Genomic DNA, 20152 nt, shown 5'->3' on the forward strand with positions numbered 1-20152 from the left:
GGCGGCGGCTCAGGCCAGGGGGAAGGGCACGCCGTGCTCCTGGCGCGGGCGGGGGCCGTGGATGCGGCGCTCGTTCGCGGTGATGGGCACGTCGTTGATGCTGGCCTCGCGGCGGCGCATCAGCCCCTGGGCGTCGAACTCCCACAGTTCGTTGCCGTAGCTGCGCCACCACCGGTGCTGGTCGTCGTGCCACTCGTACTGGAAGCGCACGGCGATGCGGTCCCCGCCGAAGGCCCACAGTTCCTTGCGCAGGGCGTAGTCGAGTTCGCGCTTCCACTTGTCGGTGAGGAAGGCCTGGATCTGGTCGCGTCCGGTGAGGAAGAGGTCGCGGTTGCGCCAGCGGGAGTCGGGTGTGTAGGCGAGTGACACCTGGTGGGCGTCGCGGGTGTTCCAGGCGTCCTCGGCGGCCTGGACCTTGGTGCGGGCGTCGGCCTCGGTGAAGGGCGGCAGGGGCGGGCGGGTCATGCGTGTCCTCCTCGGGTGGCGGGTGGGGGTTCGATCGTTGCAGCGCGGTGCGTGCGCCGGCGATGTCCCTGCGGACACCGGCCCCGCACATTCGGACACCGGTGGTGGCTAGGCTCGCGCGTATGGGAAGACACGCCATCGTGGTGGTGGCCTATGACGGTGTCCGGCTGTTGGACGTGACGGCTCCGGCGGAGGTGTTCGCGACCGCGGCGGGGCTGGGCGGGTCCTACACGGTGGGGCTGTGCTCGCCCTCGGGGGACGCGGTCCGCACGTCGGCGGGCCTGCGCCTGGGTGTCGACGGCGCCGCATCCGAGGTCGGCGAGGTCCACACGCTGCTGGTGCCGGGCTCGCCCGCCCTGCCCCGCGGCCCCCGGCCCGAGGGGCTGGCCCGGGCCGTGGAGGAGTTGGCGGGGCGGGCCGAGCGCGTGGCCTCGGTGTGCACGGGTGCGTTCGTGCTGGCCGGTGCGGGTCTGCTGGAGGGCCGGCGGGCGACCACGCACTGGCGCCACGCCGCTCTGCTGGCCCGGCTCCACCCCGGGCTGCGGGTGGAGCCGGACGCCATCTACGTGCGTGACGGCCCCGTGCTGACCTCGGCCGGGGTCAGTGCGGGCCTGGACCTGTCGTTGGCGCTGGTGGAGGAGGACGAGGGGTCGGATCTGGCCAGGGAGGTGGCCCGCGACCTCGTGGTGTTCCTGCAGCGGCCGGGCGGGCAGTCGCAGTTCTCGGTGGCCTCCCGTACCTTTCGGCCGCGCCGGGACGTGCTGCGCCCGGTTCTGGACGCGGTGGCCGCCGATCCTGGTGCCGACCACGCGGCCCCGGTCCTGGCCGCCCGGGCGGGGGTGAGTACCCGTCATCTGGCCCGGCTCTTCCGGGAGCGTTTGGGTACCACGCCGGGGGCCCATGTGGAGCAGGTGCGCCTGGAGGCGGCCCGTGCGCTGCTGGAGGCCGGGGAGAGCGTCACCGGCGCCGCGCGTCGCTCCGGCCTGGGCAGCGACGAGTCGCTGCGCCGGGCGTTCTGGCGCCACCTGGGGCTGACCCCCTCCGCCTACCGCGACCGTTTCCGTACGGCCCGCCGCTCCCCCTGAGCCGTGGTCGGGGTCGGCCGGGGTTGGGATCGGTCGGGGCCCGGGGCAGCGGCGGCCGGTGCTTGGGGGCACCCCGCTCCCCCGCGGGAGGGAGGCGGTTCCTGCCGTGGGGGGAGGTGCGGGCCGGGGTGCCCGCGCCAGGGTGGAGGCATCGAAGACCTTCACCTTCACCGAGGAGTGAGCCCCATGGCCCCCGCACCGCCCGACGCCCCGCACACACACCGGAGTCTGCGGCCACTGCTGCTCCCCTGGTCCGTCCTGGCCTGGTCGGCCGCGCTGGTGGGGGTGGGCCTGGGCTGGTGGGCGGGTGTCCTGCCGCGCGGTGTGCCCGACACCGACGGGTTCGGGTCCCTGTTCACCGGGCGGAGCCTGGAGGCGGCTTCGGCCGCCGCCCTCGGTGTGGGCGCCGCCGGGGTGGTGATCGCGCTGCTCCTGCTGCGCCGCCGGGGCGCGGGCGGGCGCCCCGCGGAGGCGGCGGCCTGGGCGATGGCGGCCGTGGTGCTGCTGGTGTTCGTCGACGGCTCGCTGCTGGCGCTGTTGGGCTACTCCATGATGGTGCCGGTCGCGGGCTGGTTCGTGCCCGGCCTGTTCGGCGCCTGGGTCGGGGCCGTTCTGGAGCCGACGGCCCTGACGCTGCTGTGGTGCACTCTGGGCACCGGCTTGTGGGTGGCCGCGGCGCTCACGCATCGGCGGGCCCGGCTCCTGGCCTGTCAGGTGTGCGGGCGCGATGGCCGCTGGAGCGCGCAGGGTGAGCGCCGGGCGCGGGCGAGTGCCACGGTGGTGGGGCGGAGTGCGGTGGCGGCCGGTGTGGTGCTGGCCCTGCTGTATCCGATGCTGCGTTTTCCGTGGCTGTTCGGTGTCGTGCCCGGGATGAGCGAGCGGGACGCCGCGAGGATCCTGGCCGACTCGGACATGGTGGTCGTGGGTGTGGGGTTGGGCTCGGCCGGGGTGGTCGGCGCGGTGCTGATGCTGGGGCTGGTCCAGCGGTGGGGGTGCGCTTCCCGCGCTGGATGGTGGGTCTGGCGGGTCGGCGTGTGCCGGTGCCGCTGGCCGTGGTCCCGGCCGCGGTGGTGGCGGTGGCGCTGGTGTCGATGGGGCGCAGCGTCATCGTCCAGGTGGCCGCGGGACCCGGGTCGGGTGCGCTGGCCTCGCAGCCGCTGCACACGGTGGTCTTCGCGTCGATGGCGCTGTGGGGTGCGGCGCTGGTGGTGGCGACCGCGGCCTATGCCGTGCGCCGGCGCGCGGAGTGCGGGCGGTGCGGGCGGGGGCTGCCCGAGGCCGAGCCGGGCCGCTGGCCCCTCCCGCGGAGGTGAAGCGCTCTGACGGGGCGGTGCCCCGCCCGATCCGGGCGGGGCACCGCCGTGCCGCTGCTAGTGGATCGGCACGCCGGCGACCTGGCCGAAGGCCCCGGCGTACAGGGTCATCTCGGTGGCGTCGAGCGCGGGGGCGGGGAAGACCGCGATGGCGAAGTACTGCTCGCCCGGGGCGAGGGTGTTGATCTGGTCGGCGAAGTCCTCGTAGGAGCCGTCGAGCAGGTGGATGCGCACCACGTAGCGGATGATGCCGGTGTCGGGATCCTCCAGGCGGAACCCGCCCATGGTGCCTTCGGTGTACTGGGCGGGGCTGCCGGGGATGACGGCCTCGTCCGCGTCCAGGTCCGCTTCCAGCTCCCGCGGGGTGGAGTTCTGGAAGCCGACCATCTGCACCAGGTAGGCGCCGTCGCGCACCATCGGGTACACGTGCAGGTCGACGTCGTTGTGGGAGACGGTGGTGAAGGGCTCGGGGTTGTCGAAGTAGGGGGCCGGGGGGCCGACGTGGCGCCTGGCCGAGTCCAGGCCCTGGGGGCGCTGGGAGGTGTCGGTGTCGTCCAGGGGCACCTGGTAGGCGAACTCGACCCGGCGGTTGCGGGCGCGCGCCTGCTGGTCGTCGGCGCCGCCCTCCTGGGCCAGGAGGGCGGTGGCGCCGCGGCCCTGGGTGACGAAGGTGAACTGCGAGCCCAGTTCCTCCTCCAGCAGCGCCCTGGCGGCCTCGGCGCGCTGTTCGGACAGGGTCTGGTTGTAGTCGGCCGCGCCCTGGCCGTCGGTGTGGCCGATGATGGTGATCTCGTCGACGCCGGGTCCCAGGTTCTCGCGCAGGGACTGGGCGGCCTGGCGGATGGTCTCCTGGGCCTCGGCGGTGGGTTCGGCCTCGTCGACCGCGAACATGTTGTCCGAGTGCAGGGCGATGGTCTCCTGGTCGCCCGAGCGCGTGGTGGAGGCGGTGGGGCCGTCGACGAAGCTCTCGATGGACTGCAGGTAGGCGGAGGTGTCCAGGCCCGGCTCGGGGACGTTGTCGGGGTACCAGATCTCCTCGGGCAGCTGCGGGGCCTGCGCGAAGGTGTCGGGGTCGATGTACTGGTCGGCGGTGGGTTCGGGGGCCTGGGTGAAGTCGTCGACGTAGGTGAGGGGGATGCCGGGCATGTGGCCGACGCCGGCGCCGGTCAGCGACAGGTACTCCACGTCCTGTGAGGGGGCGGGGAAGTAGCGGCGGATGGTCGTGGGCAGGCCTTCGTGCGTGGGCATGAAGGGGTCGCCCAGGACGAAGTAGGTGCCGTAGTTCTCGTTGTTGTTCTCGGCGTCGCGCAGCCCGCGCATGACCTCCCCGGAGATGGGGTCGACCAGGCGCACTGGCGCGTTGCGGCCGGTGACGGTGCCGGGCAGCGGCTCGAGGAAGTTGTGCTCGACCTCCAGCATGAGGTACTCGCCGTTGTTCTGCAGTCGGTTGACGGTGAGTTCGAACTGGACGTCGTTGCCGTCCTCGACGGACATGCGCGCCTGGCGGACGAACGGGAGTCGGGGGTAGGTGACGTCCTGGGTGGCCGCCTGGTCCTCGGTGGTGGTCTGGGGGTCGGTTCCGGTCTCGCCGCCGGTCAGGTCGCGGATGATGCCGCAGGAGCTGAGGAGAAGGCTCAGCGCCACGGCCGCGCCGACCGCTCCTGTCAGTGGTGTGGGCATGGTCTGGGGGCTCCCTCGCGGTCGGTCTGTGTGGTCTCCCGGTGGGGGCCGGTCACCTGCTGGTCAGACGCCGTCGCCAGGGGGCGGGTTCGGGATGGTGGGCGGATCGTGTCCTGGAAGGGCTGGGCGGAGCGGTGCGGCCCCCGGCCGTGGGAGGTCGGGGGCCGCTGGTGGGTGCGGGGTCAGGACAGGGTGACGGTCTTGGACAGCGAACCGGTGGCGCCGGTGGTGTCGGTGACGGTCAGCGTGATGGTGTAGGTGCCCGGGCCGGGGAAGAAGTGCCAGGTCGTGGCGCCGCTTCCGGTGGTGCCGTCGCCGAAGTCCCAGTGGTAGGACTCGATGGCGGCGTCGCCTTCGGTGGAGGAGCCGGCGTCCAGGCTGCAGTAGGAGAAGAACGAGTAGCAGGAGCCGGTGAAGTCGGCGGTGGGCGCGGTGTGGTCGGGGGCGCCCACCGACACCTCGGTCTGGGTGGTGTGGGTGCGCCCGGCGTCGTCGGTGACGGTCAGGGAGACGCTGTAGGTGCCCTGCTCGGTGTAGGTGTGGGTGGTGGTGGCGCCGGTTGCGGTGGTGCCGTCGCCGAAGTCCCACGCCCAGTCGGTGACCTCGCCGGCCGAGGCGCTGCCGTCGAAGGAGCACTCCAGGGTGGTGTCGTCGCACGAGTGCGAGACGCGGGCCACGGGGCCGTCGGGCGGGGTGGTGTCGCCGTCGGCGGGGAAGACCGCGGGGTCGCCCACGTCCAGCAGGGGTTCGTGCTCACCGTCGCCGGAGGTGTCGTTCCAGTCGTGGTTGCCGGCCTCGGTCAGGGTCTGGTAGAGGGCCATGACTCCGGCGCGGTCGGTGGGCTTGGCCTCGCCCACGGCCAGCAGCGCCAGGCCGCCGGCGGCGTGGGGTGAGGCCATGGAGGTGCCGCTGATGGTGTTGTAGCCGCCGCCGGGCCAGGTGGAGGTGATGCAGGAGCCGGGGGCGGCGATGTCGATGACGGCGCCGTAGTTGGAGAACGTGGACAGGGTGTCGTCGGAGTCGCTGCGGCAGGACAGGGTTCCGCCGTTGCCGCCGGGTGCCCCGTCGGAGTCGGCCATGGAGGAGACGGTGAGCACGTCGGGGTGGTTGGCGGGGAAGAAGTTCGCCCCGTCGACGCCGTCGTTGCCCGCGGCGATGGCGTAGGCCACGCCCGCGTCCACCGAGCCGGTGATCGCCTGGCTCAGGGCCTGGTCGGTGCAGCCGTTGCAGCCCAGGCTCATGTTGGCGACGGCGACCTGGTCGGCGTTGGCGGTGACGTAGTCCACGCCGGCGGCGATCCCGGACAGGGTGCCGCCGCCGGAGGAGGACAGGACCTGGACGTTCCACACGTTCGCGCCGGGGGCGACCCCGACCACGCCCAGGTCGTTGTCGATGGCCGCGGCGCTGCCCGCGACGTGGGTGCCGTGGCCGTTGCCGTCGGTGGAGGTGTTGGCGGTACAGGTGCCGCTGGTGCAGTCCACCGAGTGGGCGACGTTCAGGTCGGGGTGGGAGCCGTCCACGCCGGTGTCCAGGACCGCGATGCTCACGTCGGGGACGTAGTCGTCCTGGCCGTTGACGTCCAGGTTGGGGTTGTCGGGGGCGAAGACGCGGGCCAGGCCGGTGGGGACGTCCTGTTCGAGGGCGTGGACGGGCTGGTCCTCCTGGACGTAGGCCACGTCGGGGTCCTGGAGCAGGTCGGCGGCCTCGTCGGCGGTCATGTCCGCGGCGTAGCCGGTCAGGGCGTGCTCGTAGACGCCGCGGGGGTTGTCGCCGTGCCGGTCGGCGACCTCGTCGGGGGCGGCGTCCTCGTCCAGGACGACGATGTAGGTGCGCTCGCCGGGGGCGGCTTCGGTGAGGAAGTCGGGCACTTCGTCGGGGGCGGCGGAGGCGGGTGCGGCGGCCAGCAGGGGCAGGAACAGTGCCGCGGCGAACACGGCGCCGATTCTTCGCATGGGGGGATCCTTCGTGGGGGTGGGGGATCGTGAGGGCGGGTTCCGCGGATACGCGCCCTGGGGCGATGCGGTCATCACCCTGGCGTCATCGTCCGTGGCTCACCGTGGCCGGACAATACGTAGTCGCTACGTAGTTCGGGGGTGGTGGGGCGGCTACGTAGGCGCGGTGTCGGTGGGGGCGGTCAGTTCGCGGCGCGAGCGCAGCCCGAGTTTGCCCAGCGCGTTGGCCACGTGGGTCTCCACGGTGCGCGGCGACAGGTGGAGCAGGGCGGCGATCTCGCGGTTGGTGCGGCCCTGGGCGGCCAGTGCGGCGATCTCGCCCTCGCGCGGGGACAGGCGGGTGCCGCGGCGCCCGCGCCCGGTACCGGTGACGGTGTGCACGCCGTGGGAGCGCAGGGCGCGCCGTACGCGGGCGGCGTCCCAGGCGGCGCCCAGGGCGGTGTACTGCTCCAGTGCGGCGTGCAGGGCGGTCAGGCCCGCGGCGGTGCCGCGGCCTCCGGGCCGGGCCAGGTGGGCGAGGGCGCCCTCCTCCCGGACCTGGGCGGCGTCGTAGGGGCGGGGCATGTCCAGGTAGCGGTCCTCGGCCTTTCGGTACAGGGCCAGGGCGCGGTCGTGGTCGCTCTGGTCGTGGGCCAGGGCCGCTTCCAGGCGCAGCAGGGCGGTGTGCGCGGCGGGGGCGTCGGTGCCGCGCAGTCCGGCGGAGAAGCGGGTGCACAGGTCGCGGGCCACGGCGCGGCGCCCGCACGCGATCAGGGCGCACAGTCCGGGCAGCAGGTCGGCGGCCCAGACCCACACGCCCTTGTTGGCCACGAGGGTGACCAGGTCCTGGACGTGGTGCCAGGCGGCGGCGGGGTCGCCCTGGGCGGTGGCCAGACGTGCGGCCAGGCCCGCGGCGAAGGCCCGCACGGGCACGGTGTAGTCGGGGGCGTCGTCGGCTCCGGCCCCGGCGCACAGGTCGGCCAGGCGGGCTTGGGTGGTGGCGGGGTCGCCCTGGGCCAGGGCCAGGGCGGCGCGTACGAGGGTGAGTTCGGCGGTGACGGCGTGCAGGCGCGCCAGGCGGGGTGAGCGCAGGTCGCGTTCGGTGCGCTCGGCCAGGCCGGACCACCGCCCGCGCGCCCAGTCCAGCATCAGGCGCAGGGTGTGGGCGCTGGCGTGTACGTAGGGGGTCTGGTCGGGCGGTGACCAGTGGGCGGCGTCGTCGAGGTGGTGGTCGGCGCGGTCGTAGTGGCCGAGCATGACGGCGGCGTCGGCGAGGTTGAGGGAGCCGCGGGCGAACTCGCGGCGCCGCGCGAGCACGTCGGGGGTGGGGTGGCCGTGTGCGGTGCCGGGGTCGGGCAGGGGGACGTCCCAGGCGGCGGGGTCGCCGATCTGGGCGAGCAGGGTGGCCTGGTTGACGGCTACGACCTGGGGGGTGGCGGGGTTGCGGCTGCGGCGGGCGGCGGTGACGGCCTGGTCCATCCAGCGGCGGTGGGTGTCGACGGGGTCGGGGGTGGAGCGGGGGACGGCCAGGGCGCACATGGCGCGTGCGGCCAGGTCGGGGCGGGTGGAGAGTTCGGTGGCGGCGCGGACGAGTTCGCCGCGGGCGGTGCGGCCGCGGGCGGCCTGGTTGAGCAGGAGCAGGCCCAGTTCCATGCGTAGCTCGCCGCGTTCGGCGGCGCTCATGCCCGGGGTGGTCAGCACGTCGCGCAGGACGGTGATGGTGTGGTCGGCGCTCAGGCCGGTCAGGGCGGCGCGTCCCAGGGTCAGGGCCAGGTCGCGTCGGCGGGGCGCGGGCAGGTCGGGGCGGGTCAGTGCGTCGCGCAGCAGGGCGACGGCGGTGGCGTCCTCGCCCGCGGCCAGGGCCTGTTCGGCGGCGCGTGCGGCGTGCTCGGTCCACCGGTCGTGGTCGCCGCTTTCGCGTGCGTGGCGGGCCAGGCGGGCGTGGGGCGGGTCCTCGGTCCGGGCCAGGACCTCCAGGGCGGCGCGGTGCAGGCGGCGGCGCCGGTCCTGGCGCAGGTGGTCGTGGCAGACCTGGTGCAGCAGGGGTGTGGCCAGGGTGAGGGTGGCGGGGGCGGTGGTGGTGAGCACGGCGCGGCGGCAGGCTTGGGAGAGGGCTTTGTCGGCGCGTTCGGGCGGTAGGGCGCCGATGTGGGCCAGGTGCGTTTCGTGGGCGGGGCCCTCCAGCACGCTGGCGGCGTGGACCAGGCGGCGGGCGTCACGTCCCAGGGAGCGCACGCGGTCCAGGAGCCAGTCGCGCAGGGGCGCGGGCACGGGTGGGCGGGTGGGGATGAGGGGGTCGGCGGCGGGGGTGGTCGGGGCGGTGGCGGCCAGGTGGTGCAGGGTCTGGGTGACGGCCAGGGGCAGGCCGCCGGTCCAGTCCCTCAGGCGGTGGGCGTCGGCGCGGGTGACCGGGCGCGGGTGCAGGATGTGCTCGGCCAGGGTGTGGACGTCCTCGGCGGTGAGCGGGCCCAGGGTGAGTTCGTCGTGGCGGGTGCCGGGGGGTGTGCGGGCGGCCAGTGCGGCCAGGCGGACCGAGCGGGGCAGTTCCTCGGGGCGGTAGGTCAGGATCAGGGACAGGTGCGGGGGCAGGCGGGGGGTGAGGTAGCGCAGCAGGTCGTGGGTGGCGGCGTCGATCCACTGGGTGTCCTCCAGGACCAGGACGGCCGGTCCCAGGGCGTCCAGGAGTTCGGCCAGGGCGCGGTAGGTGCGGTGGTGGTCGGCGGCGGGTGTGGGGGCGGGGGGCGGGGCGGGGGGCAGGTGGGCGGTGTGTTCGGGGATGAGCGGGGCCAGGGCGCCGCACAGCGGGCTCAGTCCGTCGGGGATGGTGGCCTGGCGCAGGGCGTCGACCAGGGCGGCGAAGGGGAAGGGTTCGGCGCGGGGCGGGCAGTGTCCGGTCAGGACGGTGGTGTCGGCGTCCTCGGTCAGGGTGTGGACCAGGCGGGTCTTGCCCGATCCTGCCGGGCCGGCCAGTAGGAGCAGGGCTCCGGGAGCGGCGGCGGCGCGCAGGCGGCGTTGGTGGTGTTGACGGCCGACGAGTGGGGGAAGGCGCACACCTGACGACGTTATAGCGACACCGCGGGTAGGAAAAGGGGGTCTGGGGCGACATCCGGTGCCCGATCGCTTTGGATACTGAACGGTAGGCCAGGTCGGTGTGGTGGCGCTGGGGGCGCGCGGCTGGTCGGGTGGCGTGTGCCACAGCGGATCGGGCATAGTGGCCGCTTCGGAGGACACGGCGGGGGTGCGCGGATGGTGGAGACGATGCATGCGCTGGTGCCCGTGCTCGCGGTGGTGCTGGCCGGTCTGCTCGCCGGGTTGTTCTTCGCGTTCTCGATCGCGGTGATGCCGGGGCTGGGCCGGGCGGGCGACCGCGCGATGATCGAGGCGATGCGGGGTGTCAACGCCGCCATCCTCAACCCGTGGTTCGCGGTGGTGTTCGTGGGAGCGCCGGTGGCGGTGCTGGCCGCGCTGGTGCTGCACGCCGGCTCGGGTGAGGCGGTGGCCGCGGCGTGGTCGGCGTCGGCGCTGGTGCTGCTGGTGGCCGTGTACGTGATCACCTTCGGGGTGAACGTGCCGCGCAACAACGCCCTGGAGCAGGCCGGTCCGGCCGAGCGGATCGGTGACCCCGCGGCGGTGCGGGCGGACTTCGAGGGTGTGTGGGTGCGGTGGAACCACCTGCGCACGCTGGTGTCCCTGGCCGCGCTGGTGTGCGCGGCGATCGCGATCGCCGCGCACTGAGGGCACCGCCGCCCCGGGTGGTGCCGGCTGTGCCGGGGCGCTGTGCCCGCCGCCATGGCTTCGCGGCGGGCACCGGCGGTCGCGGGTCAGCTCACCGGCGCCGCGTCGTTGGAGTCCAGGCCCGCCAGCAGCGCGTTGACGTCGCGCACGCACCCGCCGCACCCGGTGGTGGCGCGGGTGGTCGCGGCGATGGCGTCCCGGTCCCGGGCCCCGTCCAGCCACGCCTGCTCGATGTCGGTGCGGGTGACGGCGTTGCACCGGCACACCAGCGCCTCGGGGGTGCCTGGGGCTCCCTCGTCCGGTGTGGCCGTGGGCAGCCCCTGGACCAGGGCCAGGCGGTCGGCGGGCACCGAGGCGCCGGTGTCGTGCAGCTGGGAGACGGTGGCGGCTGCCTCGGGGAAGCCGAGCAGGACGGCGCCCACCACCTTGTCCTGGCTGACCACGAGCTTGGCGTAGCGTCCCCCGTGCGCGTCGCTGACGGTGACGGTCTCCAGGCCTGCGGCGTCGTCGTCCTCGTGGACCTGCCCGAAGGAGGTCAGCTCGATCCCCTCGGCCTTGAGGCGGGTGACCGGCCTGGACCCGGTGTAGCGGGCCTGGGGTTCGGTGCCGGTGAGGCGCCGGGCCAGGACGGCGGCCTGTTCCCAGCCGGGCTGGACGAGGCCGGCGCCGCCTCCGGCGTGCTGGGCGCAGTCGCCGATGGCGTGCACACGCGGGTCGGAGGTGCTCAGGAAGTCGTCGACCAGCACGCCGTGCTCGACCTCGATGCCCGCGTCCTTGACGAGTTCGGTGTTGCCGCGCACTCCCGCGGTGACCACGAGGACGTCGCCGGGCAGGACGCGCCCGTCGTCCAGTTCCAGGCCGGTGCCCGGGACCCACCGTGAGGCCACCCGCCAGGAGTGGACGGTCACGCCCAGGTCCTCGTAGAGGTGGCCCAGGATCTTCGCGGCGGGCTTGTCGATCTGGCGGCGCATGATCCAGGGCGAGGACTCCACCACCGACACCCGGGCGCCGCGTCCGGCCAGTCCGCGCGCGGCCTCCAGGCCCAGCACGCCGCCGCCCAGGACCACCACGGGGGCGCCGGGCCGTACCAGCGACAGCAGGCGTTCGCAGTCGGCCAGGTCGCGCAGGGCGGTCACGCCTTCGCCGGGCTGCCCGTCCTTGGCCGAGACGCCCGTCACGGGCGGGAAGGAGGCGCGTGCGCCCGTGGCCATGACCAGTTCGTCGTAGGGCAGGTGGGAGCCGTCGTCCAGGGTCACCGTGCGCTGTGCGGTGTCCAGGGCGGTGGCGGTCAGGCCGGTGCGGATGGTGACGCCGGGGGTGTCGGGTGCGGGCAGGCGGATCTGTTCGGGGGTGTAGTCGCCCGCGACCACGCCCGAGAGCAGGACGCGGTTGTAGGCGGCGTGGGGTTCGGTGCCGACCACGGTGACGTGGACGCGCCGCCCCTCAGGGTCGAGCCGGGCGACCTCCTCGGCGAAGCGGGCGCCGACCATCCCGTTGCCGACGACCACGATCTGGCGCGGGGACGCGCCCTGCACGGTGCTCAACTACTGCCTCCAGGTGGGTGGGTGTGGGCGTCCCGGGCGGCGTCGGCCGGGTCTGACAAGGTGCTGCGGTCCTCAGGACGCGGGTCCGGGTTCGAGGCGGACCGCGCTGACCTTGAACTCGGGCATGCGGCTGGTGGGGTCCAGTGCCGGGTTGGTGAGGTTGTTGGCGCTGTGCTCGTCGCCGAAGTGGAAGGGCAGGAACACCGTGTCCAGGCGGGCGGTGTGGTCGAGGCGGACCCGGGCGCGGGTGCGTCCGCGCCGGGAGGAGACGGTGGCCCACTCCCCTGCCGTGACTCCGGCGCGTGCCGCGGTGTCGGGGTGGACCTCCACGTACACGTCGGGTTCGGCCGTGCGCAGCTCGGTGACGCGGCGGGTCTGGGCTCCGGACTGGTAGTGGCCCATGAGACGGCCGGTGGTGGCCAGCAGCGGGAAGTCCTCGTCGGTGTCCTCGGCCGGGGGCCGGTGGGCGACCGCCACGAAGCGGGCCAGTCCGTCGGGGTGGGCGAAGGCGTCCAGGAACAGGCGCGGGGTGGGCGCGGCGTCGGGCAGCACCGGCCAGTAGAGGGCTTCGCCGTCCTCCAGGCGCTCGGGGGTGGCGCCGGAGTAGTCGGCCGCTCCCCCGGCCGAGGCGCGGCCCAGTTCGGCCAGGACGGTGTCGGGGTCGGTGGGGAAGCGTTCGGCGGGCTGGCCGAGCCTGGCGGCCAGCGCCGAGAGCACCTCCAGGTCGGTGCGCACGCCTTCGGGGGGCGCGGTGGCGCGGTTGCGGCGCAGGATGCGGCCTTCGAGGTTGGTCATGGTGCCCGACTCCTCGGCCCACTGGGCCACGGGAAGGACGACGTCGGCCATCGCGGCGGTCTCGGACAGGACGAAGTCGGCGGCGACCAGGAAGTCCAGGGAGGCCACGCGTGAGCGCACGCGCTCGGAGTCGGGGGCCGAGACGACGGGGTTGGAGCCGAACAGGAGCATGGCGCGCGGTCCGCCGCCCTCGCCCAGGGCGTCCAGGAGCTCGAAGGCCGAGCGGCCGGGGCCTGGCAGGGTGTCGGGGTCCACGCCCCACACGCCCGCCACGTGTGCGCGGTCGTCGGGGTCGGCGATCTTGCGGTAGCCGGGCAGCTGGTCGGCCTTCTGGCCGTGCTCGCGGCCGCCCTGGCCGTTGCCCTGGCCGGTGATGCACCCGTATCCGGAGCCCTGGCGGCCGGGCAGTCCCAGGGCCAGGGCCAGGTTGATCCACGCCGAGACGGTGTCGGTGCCCTTGGCGTGCTGTTCGGTCCCGCGTCCGCTGAGGATGTAGGCGGACCGGTTGCGGGCGGCCTGCCCGAGCAGGTCGGCGGCGGCGCGGATGCGGCCGGCCGGGACGCCGGTGACCTGCTCGGTGCGTTCGGGCCACCAGGCGGCGGCGTGCTCCCAGGCGCGGTCGAAGCCGGCGGTGCGGCGGGCGACGTAGTCGTCGTCGACCCAGCCCTGGATGCGGGCGGCGTGCAGTAGTCCCAGGGCCAGGGCCAGGTCGGTGCCGGGGCGGGGCGCCAGGTGCACGCCGCCGTTGTCCAGGGCGACGCGGGCGGTGGCCGAGCGGCGCGGGTCGATGACGATCAGGGTGGGTGCCGACAGGTGGCCCATCATGGGCGGCATGGTCTCGGCCGGGTTGGCCCCGGCGAGCACGACCACCTCGGCCTGGCCGACGTCGGTGAGCGGGAAGGGCATCCCGCGGTCCAGCCCGAAGGCCTTGGTGGAGCCGGCCGCGGCCGAGGACATGCAGAACCGGCCGTTGTAGTCGATCTGGGAGGTGGCCAGGGCCAGGCGGGCGAACTTGCCCAGGGTGTAGGACTTCTCGTTGGTCAGGCCGCCGCTGCCGAACACCGCCACCGTGTCGGGACCCGACTCCGCCCGGAGGGCGAGCAGGCGTTCGGCGATGTGGTCCAGTGCGGTGTCCCAGTCCACCTCGGTGAGCGGGGAACCGCGGTCCTTGCGCATCAGCGGCCGGGTGAGGCGGTCGGGCACGGTGAGCACCTCGGCGGAGGTCCACCCCTTGCGGCACAGGCCTCCCCGGTTGGTGGGGAAGTCCGCCGGGCGGGCGGCGAGCCGTCCGTCTGGTCCGGTTTCCAGGTGCATGGCGCACTGGAGGGCGCAGTAGGGGCAGTGGGTCTGGGTGCTCGTGCCTTGGGTCATCGTGCGACGGTCTCCGTGGTGCCGGTCTGGGCGGGCTGGGGGCGGGAGGAGGGGGGTGTGGCGAGGCCGGGGGTGCGCATGTAGACGGCGTAGGTGATGAAAGCGCACACCGTGTAGAAGACCAGGAAGGCGATGAAGCCGGGGGCGGCCGACTCGGTGGCGCGGAAGGACTCGCGGAAGACGAGGTTGATGGCGACGCCGCCCATGGCGCCCATCGCGCCGATCAGGCCGAGCATGGAGCTGGCGATGCGCTTGTTGTAGGAGAGGGTCTCCTCGCGGGGGGCGCCCTGGGCGATGGCGTTCTGCGCCTTGGCGGCGTAGATGGAGGGGATCATCTTGTAGGTGGAGCCGTTGCCGATCCCGGTCAGGACGAACACGACGCAGAAGGCGCCGATGAACACGGCCAAGGAGTCGGCGTTGATGGCGGCGACGACCACGCCGGTGCCGGCGACCATGGCGACGAAGTTCCACAGGGTCACGCGCGCCCCGCCGAAGCGGTCGGCCATCTTGCCGCCGATCGGGCGGATGAGCGAGCCGATCGCGGGGCCGAGGAAGGTGATGGAGGCGGCCTGCAGGGGCTCGAGGCCGAACTGGTTCTGCAGCAGCAGGCCGAAGGCGAACCCGAAGCCGATGAAGGAGCCGAACGTGCCGACGTAGAGGAAGGACATGATCCAGAAGTGGCGGTCCTTCGTCGCGGCGAGCTGGGCGGAGGCGTCGCTGCGGGCACCGGCGAGGTTGTTCATGTGGCGGATCGCGACCCAGATCGCGAGCAGGATGAACGGCACGTAGAACAGCGGGACGAAGTGTCCGGCCTGTGCGGTGAACAGCGCGATGACGCCGAGGCCGACCAGCTGGACGGTGGCCACGCCGATGTTGCCCCCGCCGGCGTTCATGCCCAGGGCCCACCCCTTCTCCTTCTCGGGGAAGTAGAAGTTGATGTTGGCCATGGAGGAGGAGAAGTTGCCGCCGCCGATGCCGGCGACGGCCGCCAGGACCAGGAAGAGCCAGTAGGGCGTCTGCGGTGCCTGGATGAGGAAGACGGCCAGGCCGGTGGGGACCAGCAGCATCGTGGAGGAGATGATCGTCCAGTTGCGGCCGCCGAAGAAGGGCACGGCCAGGGTGTAGGGCACGCGCAGGACCGCGCCGACGAAGGCGACCACGGACACCAGCAGGAACTTCTGCTCAGGCGCCCAGTCGAAGCCGGTGGCGGGGGTCATGAACAGGACGAGTACCGACCAGATGCTCCAGATGGAGAATCCGATGTGCTCGGAGAAGATCGAGGCCCACAGGTTGCGCTTGGCGACGGGGCGCCCCTTCTCCTGCCAGAAGGTGTCGTTCTCCGGATCCCAGTCGGTGATCCAGCTCTTTCCTGTGCGGGCGGCGCGTTGGCCAGTCTCGGGGGTCACGACCGGGCCTTCCTGTTCGACGGTTGGTGACAAAACCGAAGGTAGGAAGCTTGCGTGTCCGCGACATGTCCAGCCGTAACACACAAGAAACAGTCGCCTCACCCAGGGGCGTCGACCGCGGTGAGAACCCCATGTTACGAGCGCAATCAGGCATGTAGCACCCACGTTTCACGCCCGGTGTGTTCTTGCGCACCCTGGCGGGTCACCGGCCGTCGGGCCCCTGGCCCCGCTGTCTGTTGCGCGTGCCGGCGTCCAAGGCCGTGCCCAGCGCGAGACCGATGGCGATACCGATGGCGATGTTGTCCAGGGACAGCCCGACGGCCGCGCCCAGAATCAGTCCGAGGGCCATCCCCTTGCCCGGCTTCCAGTTCCTCATGCGCCTTCCCCGGTCGAAGCGGTGTCGGATGGTTGGACGTGTGCGGTGCGGCGGGGGTTCCCGCCTTGGCGCCCGGGGTGGCCGGGCCTGCGGGAGCGATGTGCCCGAACCACCGGTGGGAGCACCCCCGAGGCGCTATCGTGCCGACAGCCGCCCGAGGCCGGAACGATCGGAGCCCGCCGCGATGGACCACCCCAACCTCACCGACCACCTCGGAGCGCCGCTGGGCAGGCCGCTCGCCCTCGCCGTGGTGGGGGCCGGGGCACGGGGGCGCGCCTACGCGCGCTTGGCCGCCGAGATCGGCGCGGAGCGGGTACGGGTCGTGGCCGTGGCCGAACCGGACCGGCGGCGGCGCGAGCACCTGGCCCGGGCCTGGGGGATCGGCGAGGAGCACGCCTTCACCGGCTAGGCCGAGCTGGCCCGCCGCCCCCGCCTGGCCGACGCCGCCGAGCGGGCGCGCCGCCGCGACGCGGTGGTCGTGCTCTGAGGCGGGTTCACACCGCCGGCCGCATACCCGTCCGCCACGGTGGCCGTGGTCCTGCGCGAGGACCTGGAGGCGCCGCCGGGCGCCGCCGGCTTCAGGCGGTGCGGCGTCCAGCCAGGTCCGCCACCTCTTCCAAAGAGGTGACGCGCTCGACCTCGGCGTCGGTGAGGTGGTTGATCAGGGCCCGGGCGGCCTGGGCCCGCGCGGTGGTGGGCAGGTGCCCGGCGTGGATCTCGGGCAGCCCCAGCTCCCACCCGCAGACCGCGCGCGGCGAGTACCGGTGCGGGTGGCGGCACACCGCCCAGCCCACGCGCACGGCGTGTTCGTGGCCCGGAGGGACGCCGGGACGGTCGGTCTCGCGGGCCGCGTAGCGGTAGCCGTTGGCCTCGTCGCAGGGGGCGCAGCCCTTCTCGCCCGAACCCAGTGCCCGACCGCATGCGGGACAGGGCAACCGTTCCAGCGCGGCGTCCACGACGCGCCAGTCGAACTGGTCGGGCCCCTCCGCCACCAGGCGGGCCAGGTCGGCCTCGGCCGCACCGCCCGGTTCGACCTCCCACTGCGCGCACGAGGTGGACCAGGCCAGCTCCACCTCCGCGGCGATCCGCGCCAGGGCGCGGGCCAGGCCGGCGCCGCGGCGGTGCGCGGGTGCGGGTGCGGGTTCCATGGCCGCAGGGTAACCGGCCCGCGGGCGGCGTCGCCAGCCGGTTTGCGCGGCCCCAGGGCCTGGCCCGGTCAGGGCCGCGGCCGTGTGGCGTACAGGTACAGCAGGGCGTTCATCGACGTGCCGCTCACCAGCGTGCGCTCCCTGATCAGTTCCGGCACCCGTGCCAGCGGCAGCCAGGTGATCCGCTCGGCCTCCCAGTGGTCGGCGGGGGCGCCCACGCGCTCGGCGGAGTCGGCCAGGAAGATGTGGTGCTCGCTGTCGGTGAGGCCGTTGGAGGGCTGGGTGTACAGCAGCGGGCGCAGGGGGCCCGGCCGCCAGCCGGTCTCCTCCTCGGTCTCCCGGGCCGCGGCCCGCATCGCGCTCTCCCCCGGCAGGACGCCGCCCATGGGGATCTCGTAGCCCCAGGTGTCGGGGATGAACCGGTGCCGCCACAGCAGCAGCACCCGGTCGCGGTCGTCGCACACCACGACCCCCGCCCCGGGCGGTCGGCGCAGCAGGCGGTGGGCGATGCGCCGGCCTCCGGGCAGTTCGACCTCGGCGACCCGCAGGTCGATCCAGGGGTCGGTGTAGAGCGACTTCTCCGAATGGACGGTCCAGCGCACAGGCGGTCTCCCCCTCAGGCGGATGCGTGGACCCGGCGGGCGTCCACGGCACTGCTCCTCCCGTGCCCGCGACGGTGCGTCGCCACGCGGGCCGTTGACGGTCCGTCCCCGGGTCGTCGCGATCGTCGCCTCCGGATGCTTGGGTGGTCGCATGAGTGAACAACCGATTCTCGTGCTGGGGGCCACCGGGACCACCGGGCGGCGGGTGGCCGAACTCCTGGGCGCCCAGGGCTATCCCGTGCGGGCGGCTTCGCGGCGCGGCAGGGTGCCGTTCGACTGGTCCGAGCCCGGCACGTGGGAGGGCGCGCTCGACGGGGCGGGCGCCGTGTACCTGATGGCGCCGGACGGAGTGCCGGTGGATCCGGCGTTCGTGCGCTTGGCGGTGGACCAGGGTGTGCGGCGTGTGGTCCTGCTGTCGAGCCGGGCGATCGAGGAGATGGGCGACCAGCGCCTGCTGGCGGCCGAGCGCACGGTGCGCGGGAGCGGCGCGGACTGGACGGTGCTGCGCTGCGACTGGTTCGACCAGAACTTCGACGAGGGGTTCTTCCGCGAGTCGGTGCGCGCCGGGCGCATCACCCTGCCGGTGGGCGGGGTGCGGCAGGCGTTCGTGGACGCGGGTGACATCGCGGCGGTGGCGGCCGCGGCGCTGACCGGAGGCGGGCACGCGGGCCGTGTGTACGAGGTCACGGGGCCGCGTGCGCTGACGTTCGGGGAGGCCGCCGAGGCGATCAGCGCCGCGGCCGGGTATCCGGTGGTGTTCGAGGGCGATCCGGAGGCGTTCGTGCGCGAGCAGGTCGTGGCCGGCCTGCCGGAGGAGGAGGCGCGGGGCGCGGCGCAGGCGTTCGCGGCGCTGAGGGCCATGGGCGACGCCGAACCGGGTGGGGACGTGCTGCGCGTGACGGGGCGCGCGCCCAAGGACTTCGCGGACTACGCCGCGGACGCGGCCCCGGCCTGGCGGGACTACTAGGCGATCGGGCGGGCCGGCGGTGTCCGGTCAGCGGTCCCGGCGTGCCTCCTGGCGGTCGGCGTTGGCGGCGAAGGCCTCGCGCAGGAAGGTGCTCAGCCCCTGGGCGTGGGCGTCGACGGTGGCGGTGAAGCGCTCGTCGGAGGCGTACAGCTCCCCGAGGCCGCGGTGGATCTCGGTGGTGCAATCGTAGAACCAGAGGGTGATGTGCGCGCGGTGCCGCTCGGCCAGGTCCATGGCGGCCTGGCCGTCGGCGGGCGCGCCCTCGGCCAGGAGTCCGGCCAGGGCGCGGTAGATCTCGTCGGCCTCGGCGTTGTGCCGGTCCCAGTCGGCTTTGGTGTAGGAGCCCGCGCGGCGCTGGGACTCGGCGAAGGCGTCGCCGCCCCAGCGCCGACGCGCCTCCTCGGCGTGGGCGTCGACGTCGAAGTCGCCGAAGAGTTCGAGGCGTTCCGCGGCGGTCAGGTCGAGGTGCATGGTGTCGGCCTCCATCAGGTGTTCGAGGCCGCGTGCGATCGCGCGCAGCCGTTCGATGCGCTGGGTCACCAACGCGTGCTGGCGGGCCAGGTGGGTACGGGTGTCGGCGCCGGGGTCGTCGAGGATCTCGGCGATCCGGTCCAGTCCGAAGCCGAGTTCGCGGTAGGTGAGGATCTGCCGGAGCCGTTCCACGTCGTCGTCGCTGTAGTGGCGGTATCCCGACGCGGTGCGTCCGGCGGGCACGAGCAGTCCGATCCGGTCGTAGTGGTGCAGTGTTCGCACGGTCTGCCCGCTCATCCGCGCGACCTCGCCGACGGTGTGTTCCAACGGTCTCCCCCACTGGTGGTGACGTGTGTACGACGCTAGAGCCTGACGCGGCGTGAGGGTCAAACGGTGGTGGGCGCGGTGCACCGCCACAACCTACCGACGAGTAACATGAGGGCATGAGCCTTGACCAATCCGCCGCCGAGTTCGAGTACGACCGGGACACCCGCGTCGACAAGCGCGACGACGGCGTGTTCACCGCCGCACTCACCGACGGCTGGACCACCTTCACCACCCACCCCAACGGCGGCTACGTCCTGGGCACCGCGCTCAACGCCCTGAGCCAGACCCTCAGCCAGCCCGATCCCCTGGTCGCCTCCGCCTTCTTCCTGCGCCCGGCCGCGCCCGGCGCCGCCGACGTGCGCACCCGGACCATTCGGGAGGGTCGCCGCACGGCCACGGGTGAGACCGTCCTGGAGCAGGGCGGCAAGGAGATCGTGCGCGCCACCGCCACCTACGGCGACCTCTCCCCCGACCCCGGCGCCAGGGTTCTGGCCCTGGAGGGGCCGCCGCGGCTGCCCGCGCCCGAGGACTGCCCGGTCCTGCCGGAGTTCGACAGCGCCGAGGGCGTGAGCATCGCCCAACGCGTGGACTACCGCTTCCCCGAGCGGCCCCGGTGGCTGGACGGCCACAAGGACGGGCGGCCCCACAACGAGTTCTGGATGCGCTTCGCCGACGGCCGTGAGGCCGACACGGCCTCTCTGGCGGCCATGGTGGACTTCGCCATCCCCGCCGTCCTGGAGATCGGTGAGTTCAGCACCATCACGGTGGAGCTGACCGTGCACGTGCGCGCTCGGCCCGCTCCGGGGTGGCTGGCCTGCCGCGTGTTCACCAAGCACGTCGCCGGCGGCCTGCACGAGGAGGACATGGAGATCTGGGACTGCCAGGGCACGCTGGTGGCCCAGGCGCGCCAGCTGGCCATGCTGCTGTGAGTCCGCG

Annotated in this window: 17 protein-coding genes; 6 read left to right on the plus strand and 11 right to left on the minus strand. The window is 73.8% G+C overall.

Going from position 1 to position 20152, the window contains the following annotated elements:
- Positions 1 to 9: 9 nt before the first annotated feature.
- Complete coding sequence (locus M1P99_RS24985) at positions 10 to 465, minus strand: nuclear transport factor 2 family protein (RefSeq protein WP_304455021.1); 456 nt, start codon at positions 463 to 465, stop codon at positions 10 to 12.
- A gap of 122 nt (positions 466 to 587) precedes the next feature.
- On the opposite strand from M1P99_RS24985, the gene M1P99_RS24990 reads away from it, so the two are divergent.
- Positions 588 to 1550, plus strand: a complete 963-nt coding sequence (locus tag M1P99_RS24990; protein ID WP_304455022.1) for a GlxA family transcriptional regulator — start codon at positions 588 to 590, stop codon at positions 1548 to 1550.
- A gap of 186 nt (positions 1551 to 1736) precedes the next feature.
- Complete coding sequence (locus tag M1P99_RS24995; protein WP_304455023.1) at positions 1737 to 2873, plus strand: hypothetical protein; 1137 nt, start codon at positions 1737 to 1739, stop codon at positions 2871 to 2873.
- A 47-nt stretch (positions 2874 to 2920) separates the two neighbouring features.
- Here M1P99_RS24995 and M1P99_RS25000 read toward each other — a convergent pair whose 3' ends face one another.
- The 3 genes from M1P99_RS25000 to M1P99_RS25010 form a co-directional block, all read right to left on the minus strand.
- Entirely contained in the window at positions 2921 to 4543 is a 1623-nt protein-coding gene (locus tag M1P99_RS25000; RefSeq protein WP_304455024.1) for an OmpA family protein, read from the minus strand.
- A 182-nt stretch (positions 4544 to 4725) separates the two neighbouring features.
- Positions 4726 to 6495: a S8 family serine peptidase gene (locus M1P99_RS25005; RefSeq protein ID WP_304455025.1), complete on the minus strand. Its 1770-nt coding sequence runs from the start codon at positions 6493 to 6495 to the stop codon at positions 4726 to 4728.
- A gap of 153 nt (positions 6496 to 6648) precedes the next feature.
- The gene (locus M1P99_RS25010) at positions 6649 to 9525 is read right to left on the minus strand and encodes a LuxR family transcriptional regulator (RefSeq protein ID WP_304455026.1); all 2877 of its coding nucleotides are present in this window, start codon (positions 9523 to 9525) and stop codon (positions 6649 to 6651) included.
- Between the two features lie 195 nt (positions 9526 to 9720).
- On the opposite strand from M1P99_RS25010, the gene M1P99_RS25015 reads away from it, so the two are divergent.
- Positions 9721 to 10209 carry a DUF1772 domain-containing protein gene (locus M1P99_RS25015; protein ID WP_304455027.1) on the plus strand — a complete coding sequence of 163 codons (489 nt, stop codon included), beginning with the start codon at positions 9721 to 9723 and terminating at the stop codon, positions 10207 to 10209.
- Positions 10210 to 10295: 86 nt separating this feature from the next.
- On the opposite strand, the gene M1P99_RS25020 is transcribed toward M1P99_RS25015, so the two are convergent.
- From M1P99_RS25020 to M1P99_RS25035, 4 genes are all read right to left on the minus strand, one after another.
- Positions 10296 to 11753 (minus strand): FAD-dependent oxidoreductase, encoded by a 1458-nt coding sequence (locus M1P99_RS25020; RefSeq protein WP_304455028.1) that lies wholly within the window; start codon positions 11751 to 11753, stop codon positions 10296 to 10298.
- Between the two features lie 72 nt (positions 11754 to 11825).
- A complete protein-coding gene (locus M1P99_RS25025; RefSeq protein WP_304455029.1) occupies positions 11826 to 13919 on the minus strand; it encodes a molybdopterin oxidoreductase family protein in 2094 nt (697 codons plus the stop codon).
- Entirely contained in the window at positions 13916 to 15325 is a 1410-nt protein-coding gene (locus tag M1P99_RS25030) for an MFS transporter (protein WP_304455030.1), read from the minus strand. The genes M1P99_RS25025 and M1P99_RS25030 overlap by 4 nt, the downstream gene beginning before the upstream one ends.
- A 202-nt stretch (positions 15326 to 15527) precedes the next feature.
- Positions 15528 to 15701 carry a hypothetical protein gene (locus M1P99_RS25035; protein ID WP_304455031.1) on the minus strand — a complete coding sequence of 58 codons (174 nt, stop codon included), beginning with the start codon at positions 15699 to 15701 and terminating at the stop codon, positions 15528 to 15530.
- A gap of 184 nt (positions 15702 to 15885) precedes the next feature.
- Here M1P99_RS25035 and M1P99_RS25040 point away from each other — a divergent pair, with 184 nt between their 5' ends.
- Positions 15886 to 16110 carry a hypothetical protein gene (locus M1P99_RS25040; protein WP_304455032.1) on the plus strand — a complete coding sequence of 75 codons (225 nt, stop codon included), beginning with the start codon at positions 15886 to 15888 and terminating at the stop codon, positions 16108 to 16110.
- Between the two features lie 169 nt (positions 16111 to 16279).
- Here M1P99_RS25040 and M1P99_RS25045 read toward each other — a convergent pair whose 3' ends face one another.
- Both M1P99_RS25045 and M1P99_RS25050 read right to left on the minus strand, forming a co-directional pair.
- Positions 16280 to 16849 carry a hypothetical protein gene (locus tag M1P99_RS25045; protein ID WP_304455033.1) on the minus strand — a complete coding sequence of 190 codons (570 nt, stop codon included), beginning with the start codon at positions 16847 to 16849 and terminating at the stop codon, positions 16280 to 16282.
- Between the two features lie 68 nt (positions 16850 to 16917).
- Positions 16918 to 17451, minus strand: coding sequence for an NUDIX hydrolase (locus M1P99_RS25050; RefSeq protein ID WP_304455034.1), 534 nt, complete (start codon positions 17449 to 17451; stop codon positions 16918 to 16920).
- Positions 17452 to 17602: 151 nt separating this feature from the next.
- On the opposite strand from M1P99_RS25050, the gene M1P99_RS25055 reads away from it, so the two are divergent.
- Positions 17603 to 18418: an SDR family oxidoreductase gene (locus M1P99_RS25055; protein ID WP_304455035.1), complete on the plus strand. Its 816-nt coding sequence runs from the start codon at positions 17603 to 17605 to the stop codon at positions 18416 to 18418.
- Positions 18419 to 18445: 27 nt separating this feature from the next.
- Here M1P99_RS25055 and M1P99_RS25060 read toward each other — a convergent pair whose 3' ends face one another.
- On the minus strand, positions 18446 to 19216 hold the full coding sequence (locus M1P99_RS25060; protein ID WP_304455036.1) for a MerR family transcriptional regulator: 771 nt from the start codon (positions 19214 to 19216) through the stop codon (positions 18446 to 18448).
- Between the two features lie 116 nt (positions 19217 to 19332).
- Here M1P99_RS25060 and M1P99_RS25065 point away from each other — a divergent pair, with 116 nt between their 5' ends.
- Positions 19333 to 20145: a thioesterase family protein gene (locus tag M1P99_RS25065; RefSeq protein ID WP_304455037.1), complete on the plus strand. Its 813-nt coding sequence runs from the start codon at positions 19333 to 19335 to the stop codon at positions 20143 to 20145.
- Positions 20146 to 20152: the final 7 nt, after the last annotated feature.

Origin of the sequence: Nocardiopsis sp. YSL2 (assembly GCF_030555055.1) — a bacterium.
Lineage (GTDB): Bacteria > Actinomycetota > Actinomycetes > Streptosporangiales > Streptosporangiaceae > Nocardiopsis.